The organism is Acinetobacter sp. 802_lipA, assembly GCF_058242885.1.
In genome coordinates this window covers 3034184-3059930 of record NZ_JBZAYP010000001.1, presented here as the reverse complement: position 1 = coordinate 3059930, position 25747 = coordinate 3034184, and the positions used below count along the sequence as shown (strand labels likewise).

Here is a 25747-nt window from a genome sequence, read left to right as displayed (position 1 = left end):
TTCATAAGTAACTCTGCCTCAAACAAGTTGTGAATGACGTTTCCGCGTATCAAATTAACTATCAGAAAATCTATCCCCCTCCTTTCACGAGGAAGTTTTTACCCTGCTTTTTTTAATGCAAAATCTTTACCAAATAACAGTTTATTTCGAATTGAGGAAATTGGGGTTTGATCTGAAATAAGTTCTGCATACCAGACACCATCTTCAGTATCACCAAACAATACCGCACCGACAACCTTATCCTTTTGAATAATAATGCGTTTATAAATCTGACGTTTTTCATCATTTAAAATGATGTCTTCAAAGTCATCCTTCGGTTCAAAATTACCCGCTGAGAACACATCACAGCCACTTACCTTTAACTGTGTTGGAACAGTTGGTGCTTTGAACGTTAAGCTGCCATGCTCCGCCAAATGTGAGGCACAAATGAACGCCTGCCCCCAAAGTGGCTCAACCAAGCCAAAAGTCTGGCTACGATGTTCAATACACTCGCCTACGGCGTAAATACTTGGGTCAAAAGTCTGCATGGTGTCATTCACCAACACACCACGGTTACAGCGTAGTCCTGCACTTTGTGCAAGTGCCATGTTCGGACGAATACCAACTGCAAAAACTACAAGATCAGCCGCTAAGACTGTACCGTCTTTCAAGCGAATTTGTGTGACATGACCATCTACACCCACCAATGCTTCAGTATTGGCCTCAGTGATAATGGAGATACCCTTTTGTTCAATACTATGGCGTAGCATTTGGCTGGCTTTACTGTCTAGTTGGCGCTCCATAATGCGATCCATAAGATGTAAAACTGTGACATTCATCCCGCGTTGTTTGAGGCCATATGCAGCTTCAAGTCCCAACAAACCACCGCCGATTACCACGGCGTTTTTCTTGGTCTTGCAGTAATCCAACATGGTGTTGATATCATAGATATCTCGGAAACTAATGACACCTTTCAAATCCGCTCCAGCAATTGGAGGAATAAACGGTTTCGAACCTGTCGCTAAAATTAAACGATCATAATCGACCACTTCGCCTTTTTCGGTATAGACCTGCTTACGAGGACGGTCTATACGTACCGCAGGATCACCCGCAATAAAACGAATCCCTTTGTCGCTATACCATGCATGTGGATGCAACATGATGTCGTCAATGGTTTTATCTCCTGACAACACTGGCGATAACATAATACGGTTGTAGTTTCCCCAAGGCTCTTCACCAATCACCGTCACTTCATAACGGTCTGCTGCCATGTCGAGTAAATCTTCCAAACAACGCATGCCCGCTAAGCCATTGCCAACCAGCACCAGCTTCATTTTTTCCTGAGATGCACCTGTGTTGGTGATATAGGTTTTTTGTGGTGTTGGACTAATCCACACTCGACCATTTTCAATTTTGCTTGGAAAAACTAACAGTTTTTGATCTTTATCTTCCAAACAGCGTCCTGTTGCTAAACTAAAATGCTGTTTGTAAATCGGGGATGCCACCACACGCTCACCTTGTAAATCACCAATAATGCCGCGCGACATTACAAAAGCTTGGCTAAATGGGTCTTGGTTACTCAAGGCATATACCCGCTTTTCAGCACCGACACGGAAAATAGCAATTTGCTGATGTTCAATAAGTGCACCTACGCCTGTATTTGGCGTTAGATCATCTAGCGCACAGACATCAACCCAATCTAGCTCATTCATTTCTTTTAAAATTGTCATCGTCTTGATCCTTTTTAAACTTTTCCATTCATTTAACCCCTCTGCCTTTCCTATTAAGAGAGCACTGAAGAAAGAAGTTTGAATACCCTAATTTGTTAAGCTTCAACCACTGGAATACGGCTACGATCTCGTTCAGCCTCAGTTTTAGGACGAATCTGTCCACGAACTTCTGCAAACTGAATATGCGGATCTTGTTGTTGCTCAGCTTTGGCATTGATGAAAGTCACGAAGCGTTTACGTACTTCTGGGTCTTCAACAGCCGTACGCCATTCATCTTGATAAGTCCCCACCACATGGCTCATACGACGTTCTAGTTCAGCAGCTAGACCTAAAGAATCATGCACAACCACATCTTTGAGATAATCTAAACCACCTTCCATGTTGTCGCGCCATACCGAAGTTCGTTGTAAACGGTCTGCGGTTTGCACATAGAACATAAAGAATCGGTCGATATACTTAATTAAAGTTTGGGTATCTAGGTCTGAAGCCAATAACTCGGCATGGCGAGGCTTCATCCCGCCATTACCGCAGACATACAGATTCCAGCCTTTTTCAGTGGCAATCACACCGACATCTTTACTTTGTGCTTCGGCACATTCACGGGTACAGCCTGAAACAGCCATTTTTAATTTGTGCGGTGAGCGCAGTCCTTTGTAGCGGTTCTCTAGGAAAATAGCTAAACCCACCGAGTCATCCACACCGTAACGACACCATGTGCTGCCGACACAAGACTTCACTGTACGCAGCGATTTCCCATAAGCATGGCCTGACTCAAAGCCCGCCGCGATGAGCTTTTCCCAAATTTCAGGAAGTTGGTGAATTTGCGCGCCAAACATATCGACACGTTGCCCACCAGTGAGCTTGGTATATAAGCCAAATTCTTTAGCAATTTGCCCCACTGCAATCAAGCCGTCAGGCGTCACTTCACCGCCTGCCATCCGTGGGACGACAGAATAAGAACCATCTTTTTGAATATTGCCTAGATAGTAATCATTACTGTCTTGTAGACCTGCATGGCTTGGTTTCAAAACAAAGTCATTCCAACACGACGCTAAAATATTGGCTGCAGTTGGCTTACAAATGTCACAGCCCAAACCATGACCATGCTGTTGAATCAGGTCATCAAAAGTTTTGATTTCATTAACCCGTACCAAGTGATACAGCTCTTGACGTGAGTAAGCAAAGTGTTCACAGATATGATTATTGACCGTCACGCCTTGGCGTTGTAATTCAGATTTTAAAACTTGGGTCACTAATGGTGCACATCCACCACATGCAGTAGCTGCTTTGGTACATTTTTTTAGTGCACCTAGAGATGTTGAACCCTCGGCAATTGCACTGCAAATATCAGCTTTAGAGACATTATTACATGAGCAAATGGTTGCACTGTCTGGCAGTAAATCAACTCCACTACCGCCCGATTTACTTGAAGCTTGTGCATAACCCGGCATGATTAAGCTTTCAGGATTTTCTGGAAGAGCTAAACCATTCAGCATCATTTGTAGTAAGTCGTTGTACTCTTTTGCACAGCCCACTAAAACTGCGCCAAGTAACTTGGTCTTTTCACCGTTCACCACGATTTTTTTATAAACTTGTGTATCTTCGTCGGCATAGAAATAACTGAGTGCATTCGGTGTCATCGCATGTGCATCACCGACAGAAGCAACATCAACGCCCATCAGTTTCAACTTGGTGCTCATGTCTGCACCCGCAAATTCAGCACAAGCTTGTTCAGTGACATGTTTTGCTGCAATACGTGCCATGTCATAGCCCGGTGCCACCAGACCATAAATTTTGTTTTGCCACAGTGCACATTCACCAATAGCATAAATATCTGGATTTGACGTTTGGCAATAATCATTAATCATGATCCCGCCGCGCTCCCCAAGGGCTAAACCACTTTGACGTGCCAACTCATCACGTGGGCGAATACCTGCTGAGAACAAAATGATGTCTGTTTCAAGCTCAGAACCATCACCAAATTTCATCACATGCTTAGTTGCAGTACCTTCCTCAATTGATGAAGTCGCTTTTTGGGTATGAACTTTTACGCCTAAGTTTTCAATTTTTGCACGTAGAACCTTTCCGCCCAAGTCATCAATTTGAACCGCCATGAGACGTGGTGCAAACTCAACCACATGGGTTTGCAAGTTCAGATCCCGTAGCGCCTTAGCGGCTTCTAGGCCCAATAAACCGCCACCAATTACCACACCCGATTTCGCATTGAGACTTGCAGCACGAATCGCATCTAAATCTTCAATGGTTCGGTAGACAAAGCAGTTTTCACGGTCATTACCCGAAATAGGCGGAACAAAAGCATATGAACCTGTTGCCAAGATTAGTTTGTCAAAACGAAGAACATCACCATGATTCGTCGTCACCGTTTTATGGCTTTGATCAATTGCAACCGCTTTGGTATTCAAACGTAGATCAATGCCATAAGCATCAGCAAAATCTGCACGACAAAGGGTTAAATCCTTTGCCGATTTACCACTGAAATATTCAGTTAAATGTACGCGGTCATAAGCCAAGCGCGGTTCTTCGGCCAAGATGGTAATTTCAACATCATCACCCACATGTTCGAGTACTGATTCGATAAATTTGTGGCCAACCATGCCATGACCAATCATGATGATTTTCATATTCTTTCTCCGCAATATTTCATTTGTTCTGCCTGAGCCTTGAGGCTTGGGTTTAATCTCTTTATTTAGTTTTGCGCTTCAGCAATGCTACGATCATGTACCGCTTGTTCGAATAAGCGCTGTTCCTTTTCTTTATGCTCAACAGAGAACCGAATCATAAGAACAAAACTTGCAGCGATGACCACTAAACCACCTAAAATCATCAGTGTGGTTTGAATATCCAACATACCTTTGAGTAGGAAACCTGCTGCCACTGCACCCACGTTCCCCCCTGCGCCAATAATGCCTGCCACACCACCCAAGGCATCACGATCAATGAAAGGCACCAAGGCATAAGTTGCACCACATGCCATGTGCGTGAACAATGCAAAGACTGTCATTGCGAGAATCGCGAAGATGGGGGTATTCATTTGAGAGAATAGGACGAGGAAAAGGCCTTCCAGCAGAATCATGCCAAATAACACTTTGGTTCGACCATCAAGCCCTTTTTTTGTTGCAACTTTGTCTGACACAATGCCACCCAGAGCACGAGCAAACAATGCCAGTAAACCGAAAATACCTGCCGCCATCCCGGCTTCTTTTAAACCAAAGCTAAAGTGGTCAACGTAGTACATCGCGACAATGTTGTGAATAAAGATTTCGATCCCGAAACACGCGGCATAGGCACCAAATAGAATCCAAACACGGTAGTTTTTCGCAGCATGCATCAGAATCGCTACACCACCTTTTTTATCTGAACCAACACTGACGCCCTCTGCACGAAGTTCTTTGAAGTTGCCTTGTGGACAATCTTGAGTAAATTTCCAATACATCAAACCCACGATCAGCATCAAGACACCCGGAACGATCAGTGCAATTCTCCAGCCCATCGCTTGCTCTACACCAAACATCACCAAGGCACCGAGCATCAATGGCATGAGTACTTGTGTTGCACCACCGCCTGCATTACCCCAGCCTGCTGTCGCTGCGTTTGCAGTCCCGACTACGTTTGGCGCAAACATAATGCTGGTGTGATACTGAGTGATGACAAAGCTTGCCCCAATCGCACCAATCAATAGACGGAAGAACAAGAAGGATTCATAGCTATTTGCAGACGCGACTCCAAAGACTGGAATGCTGCCGAGTACTAGAAGTGCGGTATAGGTTTTACGCGGGCCGTATTTATCACACAGCGGCCCCACAATAAGACGAACTAAAATGGTGATGGCTACGGCCGCAATATTAATATTGGCAATTTGATCTTTGGTTAAATGAAATTCACCCGCGATCACTGGCATCAGCGGAGCACAAGCGAACCAAGCAAAGAAGCAGACAAAAAAGGCGATCCAACTCATGTGGAAGGCTCTCATTGCTGCGCCGTTAAAACTGAAAAGACTTATTTTTGTTGCTTTTTTAGCATGTAAATTTGAAGACATAACCTTCTCCAGACTGAACTGAGCGTATAGTTTTTCTACAGCACAAACTCTTGGGATGTAGAAGCGATCAGAACGGACGTCGTTGGCCGTCTTACAAATTTGATTTAGAGTCGTCTTTGACTCATTAAGGATAATGCAACGAGTGTGCCAATATTTATAATTAAATAACAACATATTGTTTTTTAAAAATTTATTTAAAAAATAATCTTATAATTCGATATAGTCAGCTCTTTTTATTTTTAAAGCACAACAGCTAATTTTTCCGACTTTTTAAAACACTGCTACCTCTTGGTGCATTTTGCATTATCGATGAGCATCTGCTTTCTCAAATAAACGACATTGCTTTGTTCTAAGCACGACATCTAGAAGTTCTCCCTTAGATGTACAAATCGACTGTGAACATCAACACTTCAATTTACTGAATCCATATCCGTAAACTCTTTCATGAAAACTCCGATCACAACATATGCAACATGCATACTTTGTCTGTAATCGCGACCATAAAGATTGACTGCCTAATCCGAGATAAAGCTGGCATTTGTTAAGTTTGGCATTTAAATTGCTTGTACACTTTTAGATCTCATTTTCAGGTTTTCCTGAGCACTGTACAGTATGCCTAAACTGAAAATTGCATTGATTGATGACAATCAAGAACGCGCACAATATATTCGAAGTTCCCTCATCGAACATGATTTCGATGTGGTTGCCTGCCTGATTATCGATCACATCAATATTAGCCGTCTTGAACAATTAAGTGCGGATGTCATTTTGTTAGATATGGACCATCCGCAACGTGACATCATTGAAAGCTGTGTAAGTCAATTTAACCTACCCACTGTTTTATTTACTAAAAATAGCCATAAAGACACCATTAAAAGTGCCATAGATGCTGGGGTGACGGCTTATATAGTGGATGGGATAGATCCTTCAAAGTTAGAAAATATTTTAGAAATCTCGATCGAACAGTTTCGTAAACACAAAAAGTTGCTCACAGACTTACAAGACACCAAAAATAAACTCGCCGATCGTAAAGATGTGGAGCGTGCGAAAGTCTTGCTGATGCAATTACATGGACTATCTGAAGATGATGCCTTTCAATTGCTGCGTAAAAATGCCATGAGCCACCGTATGACCATCGGTGAAATGGCAAGACGTCTGTTGGATGCTCAACAGCTTTTACAATCTCAACTCAAGGACTAAGTCATGGCTCAACTCGAAAAGTCACAACTTCATCTGGGCTATATTCCACTTTTAGACTGTGTTGCTTTACTGTGGGCTAAACAACGCGGTTTTTTTGAGGACGTGGGCTTAGACGTGAGCTTAGTCAAAGAAGCGTCTTGGGCAAGTTTAAGAGATCGTTTGGCTTTTGGTTTTCTAGACGCCGCGCATTGTTTATCTGCCATGTTGCCTGCTGCCGCACTCGCTCAAGATCAACTCGGTATTCCGCTACAAACCCCTCTCGTCTTAAGCTACAACAGTGCTTTTATCAGCTTAAGCCAAAAACTATGCTACGCGCTTGATATCAAAAAAACTGACGATGCAGCCACCACTGCACAGAAATTCTTTAGTGCTATGCAGCATGAACAGTATCTTCCGATTGCCCATGTGTTTAAGCAGTCTATTCATCATTATTGTTTACGTGAGTGGTTGGCGTTGGCCAATCCTGAATTTGCCAAACGCGTACATCTCCGCACTTTACCGCCGCCCTATATGGTGGAAGCCATTTCAAACCAATTGATCGATGGTTTTTGTGTTGGGGAACCTTGGAACACACAAGCGGAAATTCAAGGCTATAGCCAAATTATTGCGACTGGCTCAGACATTATTCCTCGCGTCGCAGACAAAGTACTGGCTGTGACTCAAGAATGGGCTATCTCCAATCCCAATACACTTGCAGCCCTCGTCCAAGCCATCCAAAAAGCACAAGTTGAACTTAAACAGATGCAGGATCTTGAACCTGTTTGGCAAGTCTTGGTCGATTACAACATCATTCGCTTTGCATGTTCAGCAAGTGTTCACGTCGAAAAATATCACCTGATTCAGAACATTATTCGTGGTTTTATTCCCGAACAAGCCCAGCCGCAAGTTTCAGATTTTGTTTGGCTCACACAGCAAATGCAAAAATGGGATGATGTAAATTTAGATAGTGATGAAATTCACAGTATTAGTGAAAATTGCGTCATTCAAACAAAGACTTGATTTTTAAATTATTACTATATGTTACTTAATCCGTAATTACGCACTATTTTGAAACATTTATTCTGAAAAATATTTTGAAGTAAATCTGCGATCTAACTTTACTGCCACGTTATTAGACATTTTACTTTCGATTCCATTTATCTGAGCGTGCTATTTACTCATGCGAAAAGCACGCTAATATCTCTTAAAACATGAAAACAATAGATAAATAATCTTCATCACAACTTCTTTTTTAAACGTCAAACTAACCCAAGGACAGCGGGGTGTATTATGTTTACCGAGGAAAATCGACATGCTTCTTTATTACATGCGATTAACAAAATACTGATTAAAGACTGGGATCCCCTGTGTATCTATCGCAATCCTGCACTACAAGATGAGTATGAGGAATACTTACCCAGTTTATTCCGATTCATTTGTGAAGAAGCCAGTGAAACTGAAATTTTTGAATATTTATGGTGGGTGGAAAATAAGGTTATGGAAGTCAAAGGGAATAAGACCCATACTTTAAAAATTGCACATTTGTTGAAAGATTTACAGGAAGACTAAGCAGATTTTACGCCTGCAAATACTCAATCAAATCGGTCACCATGCTGCTGTTGACGCAATACTCTTAAGTCTGCAAGCCCAGTATAAATTTCTGCTGCAATCAAGTCGCGGAACTGCTGTAACTGTTCTAGGTTTTCAATATGCATCAAACTTTGTCTGGGCATAAACTTAAAATAAAAAGGCAAGCGTTTCGGAATCAAATGTTTCGGTAAAGATGGGATCACCTCCCCTTTACGCAGCAAGCGACTTAACTGTGGCACTTGTAGCAACTTTTGAAAATATTGGTGCTGAACAACTTTATTAGCATCAAAACCAATATCAAAGACTTCATCTCCACCCAAAGCGGCAAAGGGTACAATGTCATAGCCAAATTCTTGAGCGAGCTTTAAAAAGCCGTAGCGCTGTTTCCAAATCAGTTGATACTGTTCGCCCTCACGTTTTAGAACTTCGCGTCCGCCACCAGGAAAAACCAAAATGGAATAGCCTTGTTTCATGGCTTCACGCACATAGGCTGGAATGCCATCAACCGCACCAAATTTTTTCACCACACTGCGCCACAGTGGCAAATAAAAATGGCTATGATCAGCAATACTGACCACAGCCACTTGATGCTCATTGTAGAGATAATCAATCAACATAGGTGAATAGGACTTACGCATTGACGGATTCAAAAAAGTATTAAAATACTTTATAAAGTATCTGTGATCAGACGAATTAAAAATGCTTCTACAGCAACTTGTACTCTACCCATTTATATGGGCTTTCTCATGACAGAACCGAACTCTATTAGCTGCACACAACTTGCCGAGACTTATAATATCTCGCATGATAGTGTAAATCGCTTTCTAGAGCGTGAAGACTACACACCTCACGACCTATATCAAGAAGCAATTCAACATATTGATAATAATAAACTTATAGTCAGTATTGATGATACTGTTTTAGATAAACCATATAGTCAACATATGGACTTAGTTAGCTATTTTTGGTCAGGCAAACACCACCGATCCGTCAAGGGTATTAATCTCATTACCTTGTATGCGACAGATCAAAATGGTCAAAATATTCCAATTAATTTCCGAATTTATGACAAATCTGAAAGTAAAACCAAGAATGATTACTTTATGGATATGTTAAGTGAAGTACTCAGTTGGGGTGCAAAGATTCAATTTATTACAGGTGATAGTTGGTATTCATCGACTGGAAATCTAAAAACCATAAGAAAATATGGTATTCGATTTATGTTTGGTATCGACTGTAACCGTAAGGTTTCCCCAGAAAAAGGACAATGGTTTCAACTGCGTTTATTGCCAAATTTCCATCAGGGTCAAGTGGTCTGGCTCAAAGATTTTGGCTTTGTACAATTATTTAAGACTCAGTTAAAAGAACAGCAGAGGTTTTATATTGTGCATCAAGATGAAGATGATTTATTGTCCTTTGAGGGTTTTCATGAATTACATTCAAGTCATTGGAAAATAGAACAATATCACCGAGTGATTAAACAGGTTTGTCATATTGAAAAGTTTCAAGTAAGACGATCTAAACTGATTTTGAATCATATTTTTTCAGCCTTGATGGCCTACGTCGAGATACAAAAGAACCAGTTTGAGCGGATCTTTGAAAATGTATATCGTTGGCAGAAGAAATTATTTAGACCAATCATCAAAGACTTCATTGATGACTTTATTCTCGATAAAAATCATCTGCTACCACAGAGAATCTATAAATGATAGTGCGTAAGTCCTAGTGAATCAAGCACACCATATAAGGAATGATTTCCTACATACATTGCAGGTTGTGATGCATCTAACTGTTCAGCACCGATAAATGTCGGTGTGAAATAAACTTTAGATAAAGCACTCAGGCGTTTAATCCATTTTGCATCATGCTCAACCTGCAACATACGGGCTTATACGACGTGTTTTTTCACAAGCACAGCACCAACAGAGTAACCTGCGCCAAATGAACACAAGACACCGTATTCACCGTCATTGACTTGGTCTGCTGTACGGTGCAACGCAATAATGACACCTGCTGAAGAGGTATTTGCAAATTCATCTAAAATGATCGGCACTAAATCAGGCTGAGCATTTTCTTTGCCTACAACCAATTTCAGAATCAGCTCATTCATGCTGGCATTGGCTTGGTGTAACCAGAAACGCTTCACATCAGTCGGTGCAATGTTGTTTTTCTCAAGTTGCGCCGTAATCATTTTGGCAACCAGTGGACAAACTTCTTTGAACACTTTACGACCGTCTTGAGCGAAACGATTATTTTCAATGTCTGCATCGACTTCACTCAAGTTTAGGAAACCAAAGTTATTGCGGATGTTGTTTGAAAACTGTGTGAATAAGTTAATGTCTTCAATTTCAAAACCAGTTTTTCTGTCGGTTTCTTCAATGATAGAAGCCGTTGCAACATCACCAAAGATAAAGTGGCAATCACGTGAACGGTAGTCGGTATGACCAGAGGTGATTTCTACATTCACCAATAATACACGGCGTCCGCCCGCTTTAATCGCATCATACGCTTGTTTAATACCAAAGGTTGCGGCCGAACATGCCACGTTCATGTCGTAGGCATAGCCTTGAATACCCAATGCTGTTTGGATTTCAATTGCAACAGCAGGATAAGCACGCTGTAAATTAGAGCATGATAAAATTACCACATCGATATCTTCTGCAGTCACGCCTGCATTTTCCATCGCTTGTTTTGCAGCGATCACGCCCCATTCGGCTTGAATCGAGAGTTCATCATTTGAACGTTCATGTAACAATGGACGTAAACGCTTCGGATCTAAGATCCCTGTTTTCTCAACCACATAACGACGTTTTACACCAGACGCTTTTTCAATAAACTCTGCGCTTGACCCACGACGGGCTTCCAACTCGCCCGAAGCAATTTTGTCAGCATTGTCTAGGTTATACTGTTCCACATAAGCATTTAAACTTTCAACTAACTCTTCATTGGTAATGATGTCTTCGGGATGATAAAGACCCGTACCTGTAATGCGGATGCCCATGTAAAACTCCTTCTTTAAATTACCTATATCTTAACTGATTCCAAGTTTTTCCCATACTTTTTGCAAGCGAGTCGGAGAAATGGGCATCTTTGTCTTCATCGGTTGAGAGAATAAAGAAATCCGAAACTCCTCAACCATGAAATACAATTCTTTAAGGCGAGTGTCATTTTTAAACTTAAATAATTTTTCCATCCACGGGTCAACTTGATCAATGGCAGAATTATCCCTCTGTAGGTTATTGGGCAGGCGCTCCAAACGCAAGACCAATGCTTTCAAATATCGAGGAAATTCAAGCCAAATGTCGGAAGATTTCACATAGACAAAGTTTGATAAGCACATCAAATCTAGCTGATCTTCAACATCATCAATATTTTTCCCAAACACAGCATCATCTAAGACCAACAGTTTTCGACGTATATCCTGCCATTGAATATAGATCTCTGTCACATCTGCCAGTGCTTTTTGCCCATGGGTCAGAAAAGTTTTTTTGACATTTGCAACCAAGTTTTCAAACTCTTGTGCGTTGACAGGCAGTTCATTGATCGACATTTGCAGTGTGGCATAAACTAACATTTGCTCCAGCTGCGCCTTATCGCCCAAAGGTGAATACGCCAATGCCAACGGTTTGGAAATTTGCTTTTTCAACTGACGGACCAAATCCCCCAGTTGTATATGCACCAAACGAAGTACACCCTCGCGGTGCTGTTTAATCGCCTCAGCTTGATCATTAAAGGTCTGAATCACCACACCGGACTCATCCTTTTGTTCCAGTGCCGCAAATGCCTTGGTTGGGACTAAAGCTTGATACTGCTTCACCACCACGCCCGTCACTTTTTGTGATGCTTCAAACACAAAATTTTCAGGAAAAGTTTGGAACTCACCTTTGAGCTGTTTGACTGGACTATGAGTTTCCGTTCGGCAACGCGCTTTTAACTCAGATAAATCACGACCTTGTTCAATCACACGGCCTTTGTCGTCAATGACTTTAATCAATGGCAATAAATACTGTTCAATCCGCTCAAAGCTAAAGTCTTTTTCAGAGATTTGTTCGCCACGTAACTGGAAGGCTAAAAAACTAAAAATATGCTGCTGCAAATGCATCGCATCTACTTTCGCCATTAGCTTTGCAGCCGTATCAGGGATAGGCACCAAGTGACGACGTTTATCTTTAGGCAGTGCTTTGAGTAAGGCTTCCATTAAATCCTGACGCCAGCCGGGAATGCCCCACGACCACAAGTTTTCATCCACCTGAGGCAAGGCTTGCAACGGAATTTTCACTGTTGCACCATCTTCGTCATGGCTTGGATCAAAACGGTAACTGGCCGCAAAGCGCAGTTCACCATTGCGTAAAAAATCGGGAAACTGCTGCGTGGTTGGACGATCGTTCATCCACAGCGCATCATCATCGATAAATAAATAACGTGGGTTTTGCGGTTCAACCGTTGCGCGCCAGTCTTCAAAACTACGACGACTTGCGACCTCTTCAGGAACTTTAGCCGCATAAAACTGGTAAATAGTCTCTTCATCCACCACCAAATCACGGCGGCGTAGCTTATCCTCGACCCGCTCTACTTCTTCAAGTTTAAGCAGGTTGTGTTTTAAAAATGGTGGCGTAATGCCCAAATGCCCTGTCGTCAGTGCATCTCGAAGGAAAATTTCATGTGCTGCAACATGGTCGACTTTTTCATAGTTGATTTGACGTTTCGGCTCAATAATTAAGCCAAATAGTGAAATTTGGTCATAGGCATTGACCACACCTGCTTTTTTCGACCAGTGCGGCTCAAAGTAATGGTGCTTCAGCAAATCACCTGCTGCAAGCAAAATCCACTCAGGTTCAATTTTTGCCAGTGTACGAATGTAGACCTGTGAGGTTTCTACCATCTCAAAAGCCATGACCCAAGGCGTATTGGTCTTATGTAAAGTAGATGCTGGAAAAATGCGAGCCTTTTGCTGACGCACCGCCATAAACACATTGCGTTCATCGGTTTTATTGGCAATAAAAGACAGTAGACCTGTTAAAAGTGCACGGTGTAAATTTTCATAACTGGCTTTTTTCTCATTAAAAGACAGCTTTAAGCCTTTTGCCAAATCAACCAATTGCTCATGAGTTTTCTTCCATTCACGTAAACGCAACCAGCTTAAAAAGTGATTACGCGCAAAAGTACGGCGTTTGTTTTCACTCATGTCTCGGTTGGCAACCAGTGCTTCCCAAAGTTTGATATAAAATAAAAAGTCAGAGTCGGCTTCACGGAACAACGCATGTTTCTGATCCGCCTGCATTTGTTTATCTGCAGGGCGTTCACGTGGGTCTTGTACTGCCAAAGCGGCAACAATCACCAAGACTTCATTCAACACTCCAAAATGTGCCCCACCCAAAATCATACGGGCCAAACGTGGATCAATTGGCATTTTGGCCATTTGTTGACCAATTTTGGTTAAATCTCCTTTACTTCCCCCTTTGGAAAAGGGGGATTGAGGGGGAATGACTTCAGATGAATCTCCCCCAACCCCTCTTTGCAAAAGAGGGGCTTTACCTTTATCAGACATTGCCCCAAGTTCAACCAACAACTTACGACCATCGTTGACTAAACGATGATCTGGCGGCTCAATAAAATCAAAATCTTCTAAAGCACCCAGCCCTAAACTTTGCATCTGCAAAATCACTGAAGCTAAGTTCGTTCGCTTAATTTCAGGTTCAGTAAACTCAGGGCGGCTTTGAAAGTCTTCCTCAGAATACAAACGAATACATACACCTGGGGCAATACGACCACAACGGCCTTTACGCTGATTTGCCGCTGCTTGCGAAACCGCTTCAATCGGTAAACGCTGTACGCGTGAACGATAGTTATAGCGAGAAATACGCGCAAAACCACTGTCAATCACATAACGAATATTGGGTACAGTCAGCGCTGTTTCTGCAACGTTGGTGGCGATAATAATGCGTCGCCCACCACCTGATGGATTAAAGATTTTTTGTTGTTCAGCCAAGGCCAAACGCGCATATAAAGGTAAAATTTCTGTATGTCGCGGCCCATGCTTTTGCAAAGTTTCTTGTAATTCACGAATCTCTTGTTCGGTACTGGCAAAAATTAAAGTATCGGCATATTCAGGATGGCCTTTTTCTTGTGCATCCCGAAAACATTCCTCTACAGCTTGCACGACAGCACGAGGTAGATTTTCTTCAAAGTCATCAAACTCATCATCATCACTACCGACAATGCTCATCTCAGAGACTGGGCGATAACGTAGTTCGACTGGAAAGCTACGACCTTCTACTTCAAAAATAGGCGCATTGTTAAAGTACTGACTAAAACGGTTTACATCTAAAGTTGCTGAAGTGATGATGACTTTTAAATCTTTACGGCGAGGCAAAAGCTGTTTGAGATACCCCATGATAAAGTCGATATTGAGCGAACGCTCATGCGCTTCATCGATAATAATGGTGTCGTATTTATTGAGATAACGGTCATTGGCCAACTCTGCCAGCAAAATACCATCGGTCATTAAACGGACGATCGAATCCTGCGAGCCTTGTTCATTAAAACGAACTTTAAAGGAAATCGACTCGCCAAGTTTCTCACCAACTTCTTCCGCAATACGCTGGGACACACTACGTGCAGCCAAACGACGTGGCTGTGTATGGCCAATCAAACCGGTTAAACCACGACCTGCTAGCATCGCAATTTGCGGTAGCTGTGTGGTTTTACCCGAACCTGTTTCCCCTGCAACGATAATCACTTGATGCTCTTGAATGGCATCAATTAACTTATCTGCATACTGCGTAACAGGCAGGTCTTGATTCAGTTTAATATTCGGAATGCGTTCAATACGCTCTAGAACTTTTAAATGCGACTGTTCAAATAATGCTTGATATTGCTTTTCGTTGGCATCTTTTCCTTTTTTGAGTCGGTTTAAACGATGACGGTCTTTGACCATCACCAATTGCTCTATATTTAAAGGACGCTGCACAGAAAAAATACCTACATCAAAAACATCAATCGCTTAGTTTACGTGGTAATACAGCGAAGCGAAAGTACAGCATAATTTTTTAATTTTAACTTTTTTTCAAATATCCCCTTGAATTTTAAGCCTAGGGACATCATGTCTGTAAACGAGTTGCGGAATAGATGATTTTGTCATTTAGTCATCATATTTATCATGCTAAATGAACAGAATGATCACATTCGCTGAAATAGTCTGAAGTAAGATTCGGTTTTTCCGATTCTTGTAATGTAAAAATACTGTTTCAGCAATAACAAAAATTTCGATACCCTATTCAACATTAAATACAAACCCCAATCATGGAGACAATGATGAGCTTGATTAATACTGAAGTAAAACCATTCGCAGCTACTGCATATCACAACGGTCAATTTGTTGACGTAACTGAAGCAGATCTTAAAGGCAAATGGTCTGTAGTATTCTTCTACCCAGCTGACTTCACTTTCGTTTGCCCAACTGAACTTGGTGACCTTGCTGACAACTACGCTGAATTCCAAAAATTAGGCGTGGAAATCTACGGTGTTTCTACTGACACTCACTTCACTCACAAAGCTTGGCACGACACTTCTGAAGTTATTGGTAAAATCCAATACCCATTAATCGGCGATCCAACGTGGACTCTTTCTAAAAACTTCGACGTTCTAATCGAAGCTGCTGGTCTTGCTGACCGTGGTACTTTCGTAATCGATCCAGAAGGTAAAATCCAAATCGTTGAAATCAACGCTGGTGGTATTGGCCGTGATGCTCAAGAATTACTTCGTAAAGTTAAAGCAGCTCAATATGTACACGCTCACCCAGGTGAAGTTTGCCCAGCTAAATGGAAAGAAGGCGAAGCAACTCTTGCTCCTTCAATCGACCTAGTAGGTAAAATCTAATCTAAATTAGATTGAACACATAAAAAACCACGCTTTTTAGCGTGGTTTTTTATGGCCAAAATAACAGTACAATATGACAAGAAAGAGAAAAACCCAGAACAATAAAGAGCTAACCTTTATGCGCTGTACATGATTCATGACTGGAATTCAGTGCGTGTACCCGCTACAGTAGAATGAATATATGCAGCTCTTTGAAGAAGAAAAATGACTTATCAAGTTCATATGATTGATGTGAAAAACCAACTCCAAAACTATATTTGGCTGCTGGAACACAGCTCATCAAAGCAAGTCGTGGTGGTTGATCCAACTGAGGCTGGATTAGTTGAAGATTATTGCACTGAACATGGCTTAAGCATTGCTCAAATTTGGCTGACTCATTGGCATAAAGACCATATTGGCGGTGTCTCTGACCTGATTGCGAGTCGGAATATTCCTGTGTATGGGCCACGTGAGGAATTATCTAAAATTCCATTCATCACCCATGCATTGATGGATGATGACTATTTCTCGTTTCATGATTTACATGTCGACGTTTTAGCAGTTCCTGGCCACACACTGGGCCATATTGTGTACTTTATTGAATCCATCCAGACTTTATTTTGCGGTGACACCCTGTTTGCTATGGGCTGTGGGCGAGTGTTTGAGGGTACACATGAGCAGATGTACCATTCACTCAATCGTTTAGCAGCTTTGCCTGCCGAAACCAAAGTCTATTGTACGCACGAATACACGCTCTCTAACGCGAAGTTTGCCAACCATGTCGAACCAGACAATATCGCTATTCAAGAGCGTTTAGACCGTGTCGAAACCATGCGCTATTTGGGCCAATGTACCCTTCCTAGCAGTATTGAAATCGAACTCGAAACCAATCCTTTTTTACGCACAGAAAATGTGGAAGAGTTTAAACGACTGCGTGATCTGAAGGATCAATTTTAATTGGTCTCCCCCTTCTAGAGACTGCTGACTAACGCAGTCTCCTATTATGTATGTGTGCTTCTATTGAGTTAAAACGATCAGTTGGGGCTTCTACCCTTAACCTTTGAGCTCTCAAAATTTCAACCAATGCAGTTTCAAGCCACACGATGCCAGAATCGAATGATCACGAGCAAGGCTGTTTGAGAATACTGTCCCAAAGTACCCAGCCTTTGAAAAAAATCATTACATTTCTATTTACGACAAAATATTTCTCTATCACGAACGCACATAATTCCATTGTATTGAGACTCATCTCAAAATATTATTATTTTTCATCATGATAAAATTATTTTAAACAATGAAAGACTCTCGTTTATGCTTTCTATACGTTTTCGCCTTAGTTTAGATTGCTTTAAAAAGAGACAAAAACAAAAATATATAAAAAAATCCCCTTTAAAAAAGCGTGAAATATCCCTATTAATAATTTATCAGTGAAAAAGGAATATCCTCGTGAAAAAAGTAGTGAAAGCAAAAAACCTCATCGCCTTTCGTATTTGGCTAGAGAAATTAGGTTATTCAGTTAAAACCTTAGCAGACAACCGTGGCTTTACTTTTAGCTTTAAAAAAGAATATGGACTGGTGACTTGCGACCTAGCGGGCAATAACTTGGCCATGCAGCTCGGTGAAGAATTCGAAGACCATTTGAAAGCCTAAAATTGCTCCATACTTACTTCGCGTGATGAATCAAAATTTAGCCCCTTAAAGGGGCTTTTTTTATATATGAATCATCTATTAAATTTTAGGCAATAAAAAAGCAAGGCTTTATACCTTGCTTCATTACTGATGGTGGGGACGGAGAGACTCGAACTCTCACACCTTGCGGCGCTGGAACCTAAATCCAGTGCGTCTACCAATTTCGCCACGTCCCCATCAGGGTGCTAACTTTGCGTTAGACTTTAAGTTGGCAGAGGATCAAGGATTCGAACCTTGACGAACGGTTTTGGAGACCGTCATGCTACCATTACACCAATCCTCTATTACCTTATAAACCATCTTAATTCAAATGATTTATGGTGGGGACGGAGAGACTCGAACTCTCACACCTTGCGGCGCTGGAACCTAAATCCAGTGCGTCTACCAATTTCGCCACGTCCCCAATGGCTGTGTATATTATAGCGATAGACACTATATGACAAGCGCTTTTATAAGCAATCACCCGCTTTTCTGTCATAAAATCGGCAGTTGAATCTATTTTTATGTTCTATCTGTATAAAAAGACTATTCAGTTCTTCACTAAATTTTAGGCAATAAAAAAGCAAGGCTTTATACCTTGCTTCATTACTGATGGTGGGGACGGAGAGACTCGAACTCTCACACCTTGCGGCGCTGGAACCTAAATCCAGTGCGTCTACCAATTTCGCCACGTCCCCATCAGGGTGCTAACTTTGCGTTAGACTTTAAGTTGGCAGAGGATCAAGGATTCGAACCTTGACGAACGGTTTTGGAGACCGTCATGCTACCATTACACCAATCCTCTATTGCCTTATAAACCATCTTAATTCAAATGATTTATGGTGGGGACGGAGAGACTCGAACTCTCACACCTTGCGGCGCTGGAACCTAAATCCAGTGCGTCTACCAATTTCGCCACGTCCCCAATGGCTGTGTATACTATAGGGATCATTTTCGCATGACAAGCAATTTTTAAGAAAAACACACTCATTTGATTAAATAAGAAACAAAAATCATATACTTGGCTTTTTCTCATTCAATTTCAGTCATTAAGCATCGTTTTGCAGCCATGGTATTTTGCCATCTTTGGCTTTTTCGCTTAGCTAAAAGTCCATGTAATAGTGGACTAAAACCTTGAAAAGGTTCTGGAAGCGCTATCTTCAAAAACTGACAGTGTAAATACGCCCAATCTTGGTAGCTTGATGCCTGTAAACGTTGATCAGTCAACCACTCAAGTAGAATGATCCCGAGTGCATACAGGTCTGTTTGTACGGTCTTTGCTTCACCATGAAATAATTCGGGTGCCATATAGCGCGGTGTCGCCGTTAGAGCCTTTTGACAGCTTATTTCACCAACTCTTTGGCTCTGCTCAAAATCAATTAATTTACATGTAGAACCATCTAACAAAAAATGCGAAGCTTTTAAATCCGCATGAATCCAACCCATCTGATGTAATTCTTCAACTGCATTCAGCATCTTAAAGATGATATGAATGACATGATCTCGACTTAACTGACGGGGGTTCGCCATAAGTAATGATGGAACATTTTTTAAGATGAGTGCGACTTTCACTTGCTCTGAGTGAAACTCAAAATTTTCAAGGATTTGCACTTCAGGCAAAAACTTTGGCAGTTGCAGCATCGCAAGTGCATGTTGATAAAAACTAAGTTCAGCGTCAAAGCCGTTAATTAGCGCCGCATGCTCTGATAGTGACTGATACTTTAACCAATACCCCTGCCCTGCAACTTCAAAGCGACAAAGCCTTCGCCCCCAACCCAAACGCTGAGTCGGAATATGAAGCGACATCGCGAAAGTGTTCAATTCTTGACGATTAAACTGCCAAGAATTCGGATTCATTCATCTCTGCCGTATCCAATGCAGTTAAGACCTCTAAACAATGTTGAATGGTTTTCCCAACACGGGCATGTGTTTCAATCATTGAGATTTTTGGCCAAGTTGCACGTTCACCTTCACGTTGTAAGAGCTTAAACAAGTGTGGTCTTGGATTTTGCAGCATATAACTATAATGACGCAGGCCATATTTCCCTACAATGTTCACATCGCCATAATAACGCTGATCAACCACACCATAGCCATGATCCAGTAAACGACGGATCGGTGGAATCATCCCCACACGTTCTCGGGCAAAGTCCATCACCCCTTTACTAATCACTTTGCCTTGTCTGCGTACAATTCGTTCAGGCCAGCTCAACATATCTTTACGGAACCGTGCTTCATCCGACTGCATAAATGGCACCACATGCGGATTCACTTGACTGGCAATGGTGTAGTTTAAATTATATAAACGCGCCATTTTTTCCTGCGGGAAATCACTACGCACGCTGCCATCAACCCAGCGCGTGGAAGACATATAAGGGGTATATAAGCCGTCATGTCGTTTACTGGTGAGCTTGACTGGTGGAAATAGAATCGGCACTGCACAAGACGCGAGTACCGCACTCCACACCAATAAGTCAGGTGAAGTAAAGGTATTCATAATGCGCGGATTTTGTGAGGCGTCATAAGGCGCAACCGCGACATTGTTATACAAGCCTGACTGCTTAAATGCCTCTTCAAAGGTAACGTCACCCAAATTTGCAATTAAAAAGTTTTTTAAATGCTTTACATCTGCTAAGCCGCCATTACCCTTTAAGACCTCACGAAAACCTCGAAATTGAAAAGCATCGGTAAAAAAGTTTTCACCATTTAAGATGCTCAGCATTTCTGCAGGCGTTGCTCGCCCCAGCATCGCTGTCATAATGGCGCCAGCACTTGAACCAGACAGCACTTTCGGCATCAGGTCTTGCTCAAGCAAAGCCTTGCACACACCTGTATGAAACAGTCCTAATGTTGCACCGCCTGAAAACATCATGGCCGGTTGCCCAAAGGCCTTTTGGCAGTGCTGAAAAAATTCAATTTTTTGCTGTTTATCTAAACACTGGCAATCCGTAGATGCTACAAATGCTAAACCTCGACTAACTTCTTCAATATAGTCTTCAATAATTTTCTTGGTGCCGACATAGGTTGCGGTAAACAGCATGGGGTGAGCAATATTGGCAATGTCGTAACTCAGACCTTCACGTAGCAGGTACATTAAATCGGTCGTACGCTTTTGTTGGCGATAACGCTTCAACAAACCCAAACGATGGGTAATCACTTCTGCATCGAAATAAGGTGAACAGTTGTCATACTTCCACTCTTGCGCCCCTGACTCTTCATCAATTTTAAGCGCAATGCTTTTCCACTCAGTATAGTTGTCTGCCTGAGCCAATTGGTTTTTCAGTTTTTTGATTCGATAGGCTTGGTGCGGGTTGATTTCCCGTGTGAAATCTTTAAACAACATATTCATCCTCACCCACTTTTTTTGTTTTCCTAAAATTTCACTGACACGTTCAACCGTCAGTCTAACTGACTATGTGCAAATTATGTGAGCATTACAATTGCCATTTCAAGCCTAAAATTGGCAAATCTGCACCACGTTAAGGGTTTGATACGACTAGATCGGATGTTAAGATCGACGACAAGTGTAATTATAAGCTGATTAATCATGGCGACCATTGACCTACCGAACAATATCTTAGAAGCACTATCGACTGTACTCCAACAACTACAGCAAAGCCTACCAGAAGTTAAACAAGCACCTGATTTTTCAGCGATTGCCTTTAAATGGGAAAATGGCGAATTAAAAGCGATTCATCAGCTCAAACGAATCGAATTAAATGATTTAAAAGGCATTGAGCGTCAAAAAGAAAAAGTACTGCAAAATACAGAACAGTTTCTCAATGGTTTACCTGCCAATGACGTCCTGCTTACAGGCTCTCGCGGGACAGGCAAGTCCTCTATTGTGCGTGCTTTATTAACGGAATACGCAGAGCAAGGCTTAAGGCTGATTGAAATTGAACGTGATGATTTATCCGAACTGCCTGAAATTCAAAAGTTGATAGCAGAACGTCCTGAAAAGTTTATTGTGTACTGTGATGACTTGGCTTTTAACGCCGAAGATGAAAACTATCGCAGTTTAAAAAGTGTGCTGGATGGGTCTTTGCAGTCAGGTTCAAGTAATTTTATTATTTATGCCACCAGTAACCGTCGTCATTTGCTGCCTGAATTTATGCATGAAAACACGCCTGTGACTCGAGTCGATGTACCGCAGTACACTGAACTGCATCCACAAGAAGCGATTGAAGAAAAAATTTCACTCTCCGATCGTTTTGGATTATGGCTGTCTTTTTATCCAATGGATCAAAATTTATATTTGGACATCGTGCAGCACTACTTAGCAAAAGCTCAAATCGCCATGGACGATATGGTACGAGCCGAAGCGCTTCGTTGGTGTCAAGCACGTGGACAACGCTCTGGACGTGCCGCGTATCAATTTTCTAAACACTGGGTCGGTTCACAACAATTAAAACAGCTTTAGTATAAAAATACTGATCGGCGTTTAAGCATCTATTTTATTTCAATTATTTTTATATTTAATAGTTCAGTCTGATCAAAGAAATAACCCAAATTCCGCATTAGAATTTGGGTTATTTCTTTGAAAAAATGAGGGATGAATATCAGTTCAAATAGGTTTGATCTGATTATTGATATTTATCTAAGTTTGTTTCTGGCCCATCTTTAACCACAGCTTGTGCTTTTGCATAACTCTCCATTAAGCATTTATATTCTGGGCAGACATGATCTGAAAGAATTTCAGCAAAACGGGAGCCTTCTGGACGGTTCCAAGTACGCATTAACTCGGCCACAATCGCAAAAGTATCGGTCGGAATTGCGCCCGCTTGGGTCACACGAGCAATTGATGTATCTGTAGCTAATTTGCTTCAATTGCCTGATCCATCCACAACACAATAGACGTTATAACCTTCTTTACGAGCGCTTACAGCAGGGAAAGTCATACATACACTGGTCAGTGTTCCCGCAATAATCAGTGTCTTCCTACCCGTTTTTTTAACTTCATCTACAAATAAAGGATTGTCCCAAGTATTAATTTGTCCAGTACGCGGTACATAAACCGCATGCGGGGCAAAATGGTGAATTTCAGGAATTAAAGGACCATTAGGGCCGTCAGGTACAGAAGCTGTAGTAATTACAGGTATATTTAATAAAGTTGCTGCTTTTGCAATTGCAATTACATAATTGCGTAAGTCGGGTACAGGTACATCGCGTACGGTATTAAAAAGTCCACTTTGATGGTCAATCAGTAGAATCATCGAATCATCGAATCATCGAATCATCGAATCATCAAGGTCTAGCATTCCATTAGTAGCCGCCATGGGTAACACCTCTAAAATTTTCTTCTAATTATGTACTTCCATTGTTGTAATGAAAGTTCCTAAGACAGACCGTCATAGCTTTGTGATTTATACGACTAAGATATTTTTAATTAAATCTACATCTTCCTTTCATATAAACTAAAGAATATCCTTAAGCTCAGGAAGCTAAATCATGTTACGTGTTGTAATTGGCCTTCGTTGCTTTGAGTTTTATCCTCGTATAGAAATAAAAACTTAAGAAAAATACAAACTATTAACATTAATCAATACCTTAAAACCATATAAAATAGAATTTCAATTGAAGTCAAAATACTCAAAGTCTTAATCTTTTGAGATCAATCAAAAACCACGCTAGGCATACTTATCCCCAATTTCTATGGATAAACCTATGGGTAAATACTTTTAACTTGATGCTAAGCTACATTTAAGTGAGTCAAAAAATATTCTTAAAGTCTAAGCAGAGTATTTTTAAAAGTCCTTTGGTAAAGACCTAAATGTAAAAAAGCCCAACATTCAGTCGGGCTTTAAGCTTATCAAATGAAAGTCTTAGACTTCACTGGGATTGGTCAACTCAGTCATTGGCCAGCGTGGTGTTGTCGTTACAGCTAAACCATCTTGCTGCCCTGCTTTTAAGCGCTGATAACCAGCAAAAGCAATCATAGCGCCATTGTCCGTACACAGTGCAGGTTCGGCATAGTAGACCTGAGCACGAATCTTGGTTAAATCTGCTTCCAAACGTTCACGCAAACGTTTATTGGCACTGACACCACCTGCGATCACTAAGCGTTTTAAGCCTGTTTGCTTCAACGCTTTCACAGATTTTTTAACTAAGGTATCCACGATGGCTTCTTGGAAACTCGCTGCAATATCCGCATCACGGTTTTCATCACCGAGTTTTTTCATTTGCACAGATACGGCTGTTTTTAAACCACTAAATGAAAACTCCAAACCTTGATGCAGCATTGGTCGTGGGAAAGCAAAGGCATTCGGATCACCTTGCTCAGCCAGTTTTGAAATATTTGGGCCACCTGGATACGGTAACCCCATCATTTTCGCAACCTTATCAAAGGCCTCACCTGCAGCATCATCAATCGACTCCCCCAACAATTCATACTGCCCAATACCATAGGCAGCCATCAGTTGAGAATGTCCACCTGAGACCAAAAGTGCTACAAAAGGAAATTCTGGCGGCGTTTCCGATAAAAGTGGTGCCAACATATGCCCTTCCATATGATGCACACCAATTGCAGGTTTATTTAGCGCAAAGGCCAAAGTTCGGCCAAACAGCGCACCTGTCATCAGCGCACCCATCAGACCTGGGCCACGCGTATATGCCACGGCATCAATTTCAGATTTTTTTACACTACTTTCTTCAAGCAGTTGATTCATCAATGGAATCAGCTTACGCACATGGTCACGCGATGCCAACTCCGGCACCACACCACCATACTCTGCATGCAGTTTAATTTGGCTGTACAGCACTTGCCCACGCAAACCCAACTCGCTGTCATAAAGGGCAAGTCCTGTTTCATCACAAGATGTTTCTAAGCCTAAAACGATCATTAAACTGCCTATAACCTGTATCAAATCTATTGCGTGAACCATTATAGACTTGTGGTATGAGATGTAAATGAGTAAAATACTGACCTTCACTTGTGATCAGGGCAATGTCGCCCAGATCTTATCCATAACTTAATGAGGATTCTTCATGCCACAAGTTAAATTGAAAGAAGGCGAACCAGTAGACGTAGCTATCCGTCGTTTCAAACGTTCATGCGAAAAAGCGGGCGTTTTAGCTGACGTACGTAAGCGCGAATTCTACGAGAAACCAACTCAAGAACGTAAGCGCAAAAAAGCTGCTGCTGTTAAACGCTACCAAAAGAAATTGGCGCGTGAATCAGTACGTACTACTCGCCTTTACTAAGATTAATTTGTGATTGACTGCCTGGACTAAATAATGACTACTTTAAAAAGCCAAATAACTGAAGTTTTGAAAGCCACTATGCGTGCTAAAGAAATGGATAAGTTAACGGTAATTCGTGGTCTACAGGCGGCAATTAAGCAAATCGAAGTCGATGAGCGCAAAGAACTTGACGACGCTCAAGTTCTTGCGGTTATTGAAAAACAAATTAAACAACGTAAAGAATCGATCAAAGCCTTTGAAGGTGCTGGTCGAGAAGATTTAGCTAGTAAGGAACAAGCCGAACTTGAGGTTTTATCTCAATTTCTACCAGAAGCTATGACTGAGGAAGAACTTGATTCCATGATTGCGCAAACGATTGCAGCGCAAGAAGCTACTAGCATGAAAGATATGGGTAAGGTGATGAATTCTCTGCGTCCGCTCATAGCCGGGCGCGCCGATCCTTCTCAAGTTTCAGCAAAAATTAAAGCAAAACTGGCTTAATTTAAAA

Annotated in this window: 19 protein-coding genes, 6 tRNA genes and 2 pseudogenes; 10 read left to right on the top strand and 17 right to left on the bottom strand. The window is 41.6% G+C overall.

The annotated features are described in order from the left end of the window. Positions 1-98: 98 nt before the first annotated feature. The 3 genes from nirD to AC4CU3_RS15140 all read right to left on the bottom strand — a co-directional run bounded on the left by nirD (position 99) and on the right by AC4CU3_RS15140 (position 5766). Positions 99-1709 (bottom strand): nitrite reductase small subunit NirD, encoded by a 1611-nt coding sequence (nirD, locus tag AC4CU3_RS15150; protein WP_279043973.1) that lies wholly within the window; start codon positions 1707-1709, stop codon positions 99-101. Positions 1710-1804: 95 nt separating this feature from the next. Continuing rightward, entirely contained in the window at positions 1805-4351 is a 2547-nt protein-coding gene (gene nirB, locus AC4CU3_RS15145) for a nitrite reductase large subunit NirB (RefSeq protein WP_279043974.1), read from the bottom strand. A gap of 65 nt (positions 4352-4416) precedes the next feature. Beyond that, positions 4417-5766 (bottom strand): MFS transporter, encoded by a 1350-nt coding sequence (locus tag AC4CU3_RS15140; RefSeq protein ID WP_279043975.1) that lies wholly within the window; start codon positions 5764-5766, stop codon positions 4417-4419. 612 nt (positions 5767-6378) lie between these two features. Between AC4CU3_RS15140 and AC4CU3_RS15135 the strand changes: the two genes are divergently transcribed. The 3 genes from AC4CU3_RS15135 (at position 6379) to AC4CU3_RS15125 (ending at position 8514) form a co-directional block, all read left to right on the top strand. Then, positions 6379-6966, top strand: coding sequence for an ANTAR domain-containing response regulator (locus tag AC4CU3_RS15135; RefSeq protein ID WP_004696311.1), 588 nt, complete (start codon positions 6379-6381; stop codon positions 6964-6966). A gap of 3 nt (positions 6967-6969) precedes the next feature. Then, positions 6970-7965 (top strand): ABC transporter substrate-binding protein, encoded by a 996-nt coding sequence (locus AC4CU3_RS15130; RefSeq protein ID WP_279043977.1) that lies wholly within the window; start codon positions 6970-6972, stop codon positions 7963-7965. A 270-nt stretch (positions 7966-8235) separates the two neighbouring features. Further along, positions 8236-8514: a hypothetical protein gene (locus tag AC4CU3_RS15125; protein ID WP_279043978.1), complete on the top strand. Its 279-nt coding sequence runs from the start codon at positions 8236-8238 to the stop codon at positions 8512-8514. A gap of 23 nt (positions 8515-8537) precedes the next feature. Here AC4CU3_RS15125 and AC4CU3_RS15120 read toward each other — a convergent pair whose 3' ends face one another. Then, on the bottom strand, positions 8538-9173 hold the full coding sequence (locus AC4CU3_RS15120; RefSeq protein ID WP_279043979.1) for a 1-acyl-sn-glycerol-3-phosphate acyltransferase: 636 nt from the start codon (positions 9171-9173) through the stop codon (positions 8538-8540). Between the two features lie 42 nt (positions 9174-9215). On the opposite strand from AC4CU3_RS15120, the gene AC4CU3_RS15115 reads away from it, so the two are divergent. After that, on the top strand, positions 9216-10244 hold the full coding sequence (locus AC4CU3_RS15115; RefSeq protein ID WP_490738355.1) for an IS701-like element ISAba11 family transposase: 1029 nt from the start codon (positions 9216-9218) through the stop codon (positions 10242-10244). On the opposite strand, the pseudogene AC4CU3_RS15110 reads toward AC4CU3_RS15115, so the two are convergent. From AC4CU3_RS15110 to hrpA, 3 genes and pseudogenes are all read right to left on the bottom strand, one after another. Next, positions 10244-10417: pseudogene (locus AC4CU3_RS15110) on the bottom strand (glycerol acyltransferase); the annotation flags it as partial. The gene AC4CU3_RS15115 and the pseudogene AC4CU3_RS15110 sit on opposite strands and share 1 nt — an antisense overlap. A 6-nt stretch (positions 10418-10423) precedes the next feature. Continuing rightward, positions 10424-11536: a beta-ketoacyl-ACP synthase III gene (locus AC4CU3_RS15105; protein WP_126037143.1), complete on the bottom strand. Its 1113-nt coding sequence runs from the start codon at positions 11534-11536 to the stop codon at positions 10424-10426. Positions 11537-11566: 30 nt separating this feature from the next. Further along, positions 11567-15505: an ATP-dependent RNA helicase HrpA gene (gene hrpA, locus AC4CU3_RS15100; RefSeq protein ID WP_279042962.1), complete on the bottom strand. Its 3939-nt coding sequence runs from the start codon at positions 15503-15505 to the stop codon at positions 11567-11569. Between the two features lie 344 nt (positions 15506-15849). Here hrpA and ahpC point away from each other — a divergent pair, with 344 nt between their 5' ends. From ahpC to AC4CU3_RS15085, 3 genes are all read left to right on the top strand, one after another. Then, entirely contained in the window at positions 15850-16413 is a 564-nt protein-coding gene (ahpC, locus tag AC4CU3_RS15095) for an alkyl hydroperoxide reductase subunit C (protein ID WP_004982189.1), read from the top strand. A gap of 204 nt (positions 16414-16617) precedes the next feature. After that, positions 16618-17349 carry a hydroxyacylglutathione hydrolase gene (gene gloB / locus AC4CU3_RS15090; RefSeq protein ID WP_126037147.1) on the top strand — a complete coding sequence of 244 codons (732 nt, stop codon included), beginning with the start codon at positions 16618-16620 and terminating at the stop codon, positions 17347-17349. Between the two features lie 489 nt (positions 17350-17838). Further along, positions 17839-18042: a hypothetical protein gene (locus AC4CU3_RS15085; RefSeq protein WP_004696295.1), complete on the top strand. Its 204-nt coding sequence runs from the start codon at positions 17839-17841 to the stop codon at positions 18040-18042. Positions 18043-18172: 130 nt separating this feature from the next. Here the strand turns inward: AC4CU3_RS15085 and AC4CU3_RS15080 are convergent. The 8 genes from AC4CU3_RS15080 to AC4CU3_RS15045 all read right to left on the bottom strand — a co-directional run bounded on the left by AC4CU3_RS15080 (position 18173) and on the right by AC4CU3_RS15045 (position 21403). Beyond that, a tRNA-Leu gene (locus AC4CU3_RS15080) sits at positions 18173-18257 on the bottom strand. Positions 18258-18290: 33 nt separating this feature from the next. Then, positions 18291-18364 (bottom strand) — tRNA-Trp (locus AC4CU3_RS15075). Positions 18365-18399: 35 nt separating this feature from the next. Continuing rightward, positions 18400-18484 (bottom strand) — tRNA-Leu (locus AC4CU3_RS15070). Positions 18485-18673: 189 nt separating this feature from the next. Beyond that, positions 18674-18758 (bottom strand) — tRNA-Leu (locus AC4CU3_RS15065). 33 nt (positions 18759-18791) lie between these two features. Then, positions 18792-18865, bottom strand: a tRNA-Trp gene (locus AC4CU3_RS15060). Positions 18866-18900: 35 nt separating this feature from the next. Continuing rightward, positions 18901-18985 (bottom strand) — tRNA-Leu (locus AC4CU3_RS15055). A gap of 107 nt (positions 18986-19092) precedes the next feature. Then, positions 19093-19917 carry a serine/threonine protein kinase gene (locus tag AC4CU3_RS15050; protein ID WP_126037149.1) on the bottom strand — a complete coding sequence of 275 codons (825 nt, stop codon included), beginning with the start codon at positions 19915-19917 and terminating at the stop codon, positions 19093-19095. Further along, entirely contained in the window at positions 19892-21403 is a 1512-nt protein-coding gene (locus tag AC4CU3_RS15045) for a DUF3336 domain-containing protein (RefSeq protein WP_279042968.1), read from the bottom strand. The genes AC4CU3_RS15050 and AC4CU3_RS15045 overlap by 26 nt, the downstream gene beginning before the upstream one ends. 204 nt (positions 21404-21607) lie before the next feature. Between AC4CU3_RS15045 and AC4CU3_RS15040 the strand changes: the two genes are divergently transcribed. After that, entirely contained in the window at positions 21608-22480 is an 873-nt protein-coding gene (locus AC4CU3_RS15040) for an ATP-binding protein (RefSeq protein WP_010327089.1), read from the top strand. Positions 22481-22643: 163 nt separating this feature from the next. Here AC4CU3_RS15040 and AC4CU3_RS15035 read toward each other — a convergent pair. Next, positions 22644-23273: pseudogene (locus tag AC4CU3_RS15035) on the bottom strand (isochorismatase family protein). Positions 23274-23882: 609 nt separating this feature from the next. Next, positions 23883-24899: a tRNA (adenosine(37)-N6)-threonylcarbamoyltransferase complex transferase subunit TsaD gene (gene tsaD / locus AC4CU3_RS15030; RefSeq protein ID WP_279042970.1), complete on the bottom strand. Its 1017-nt coding sequence runs from the start codon at positions 24897-24899 to the stop codon at positions 23883-23885. A gap of 145 nt (positions 24900-25044) precedes the next feature. On the opposite strand from tsaD, the gene rpsU reads away from it, so the two are divergent. Both rpsU and AC4CU3_RS15020 read left to right on the top strand, forming a co-directional pair. Continuing rightward, the gene (rpsU, locus tag AC4CU3_RS15025; RefSeq protein WP_001136722.1) at positions 25045-25260 is read left to right on the top strand and encodes a 30S ribosomal protein S21; all 216 of its coding nucleotides are present in this window, start codon (positions 25045-25047) and stop codon (positions 25258-25260) included. Between the two features lie 33 nt (positions 25261-25293). After that, positions 25294-25740 (top strand): GatB/YqeY domain-containing protein, encoded by a 447-nt coding sequence (locus tag AC4CU3_RS15020; protein WP_004982206.1) that lies wholly within the window; start codon positions 25294-25296, stop codon positions 25738-25740. Positions 25741-25747 lie beyond the last annotated feature (7 nt).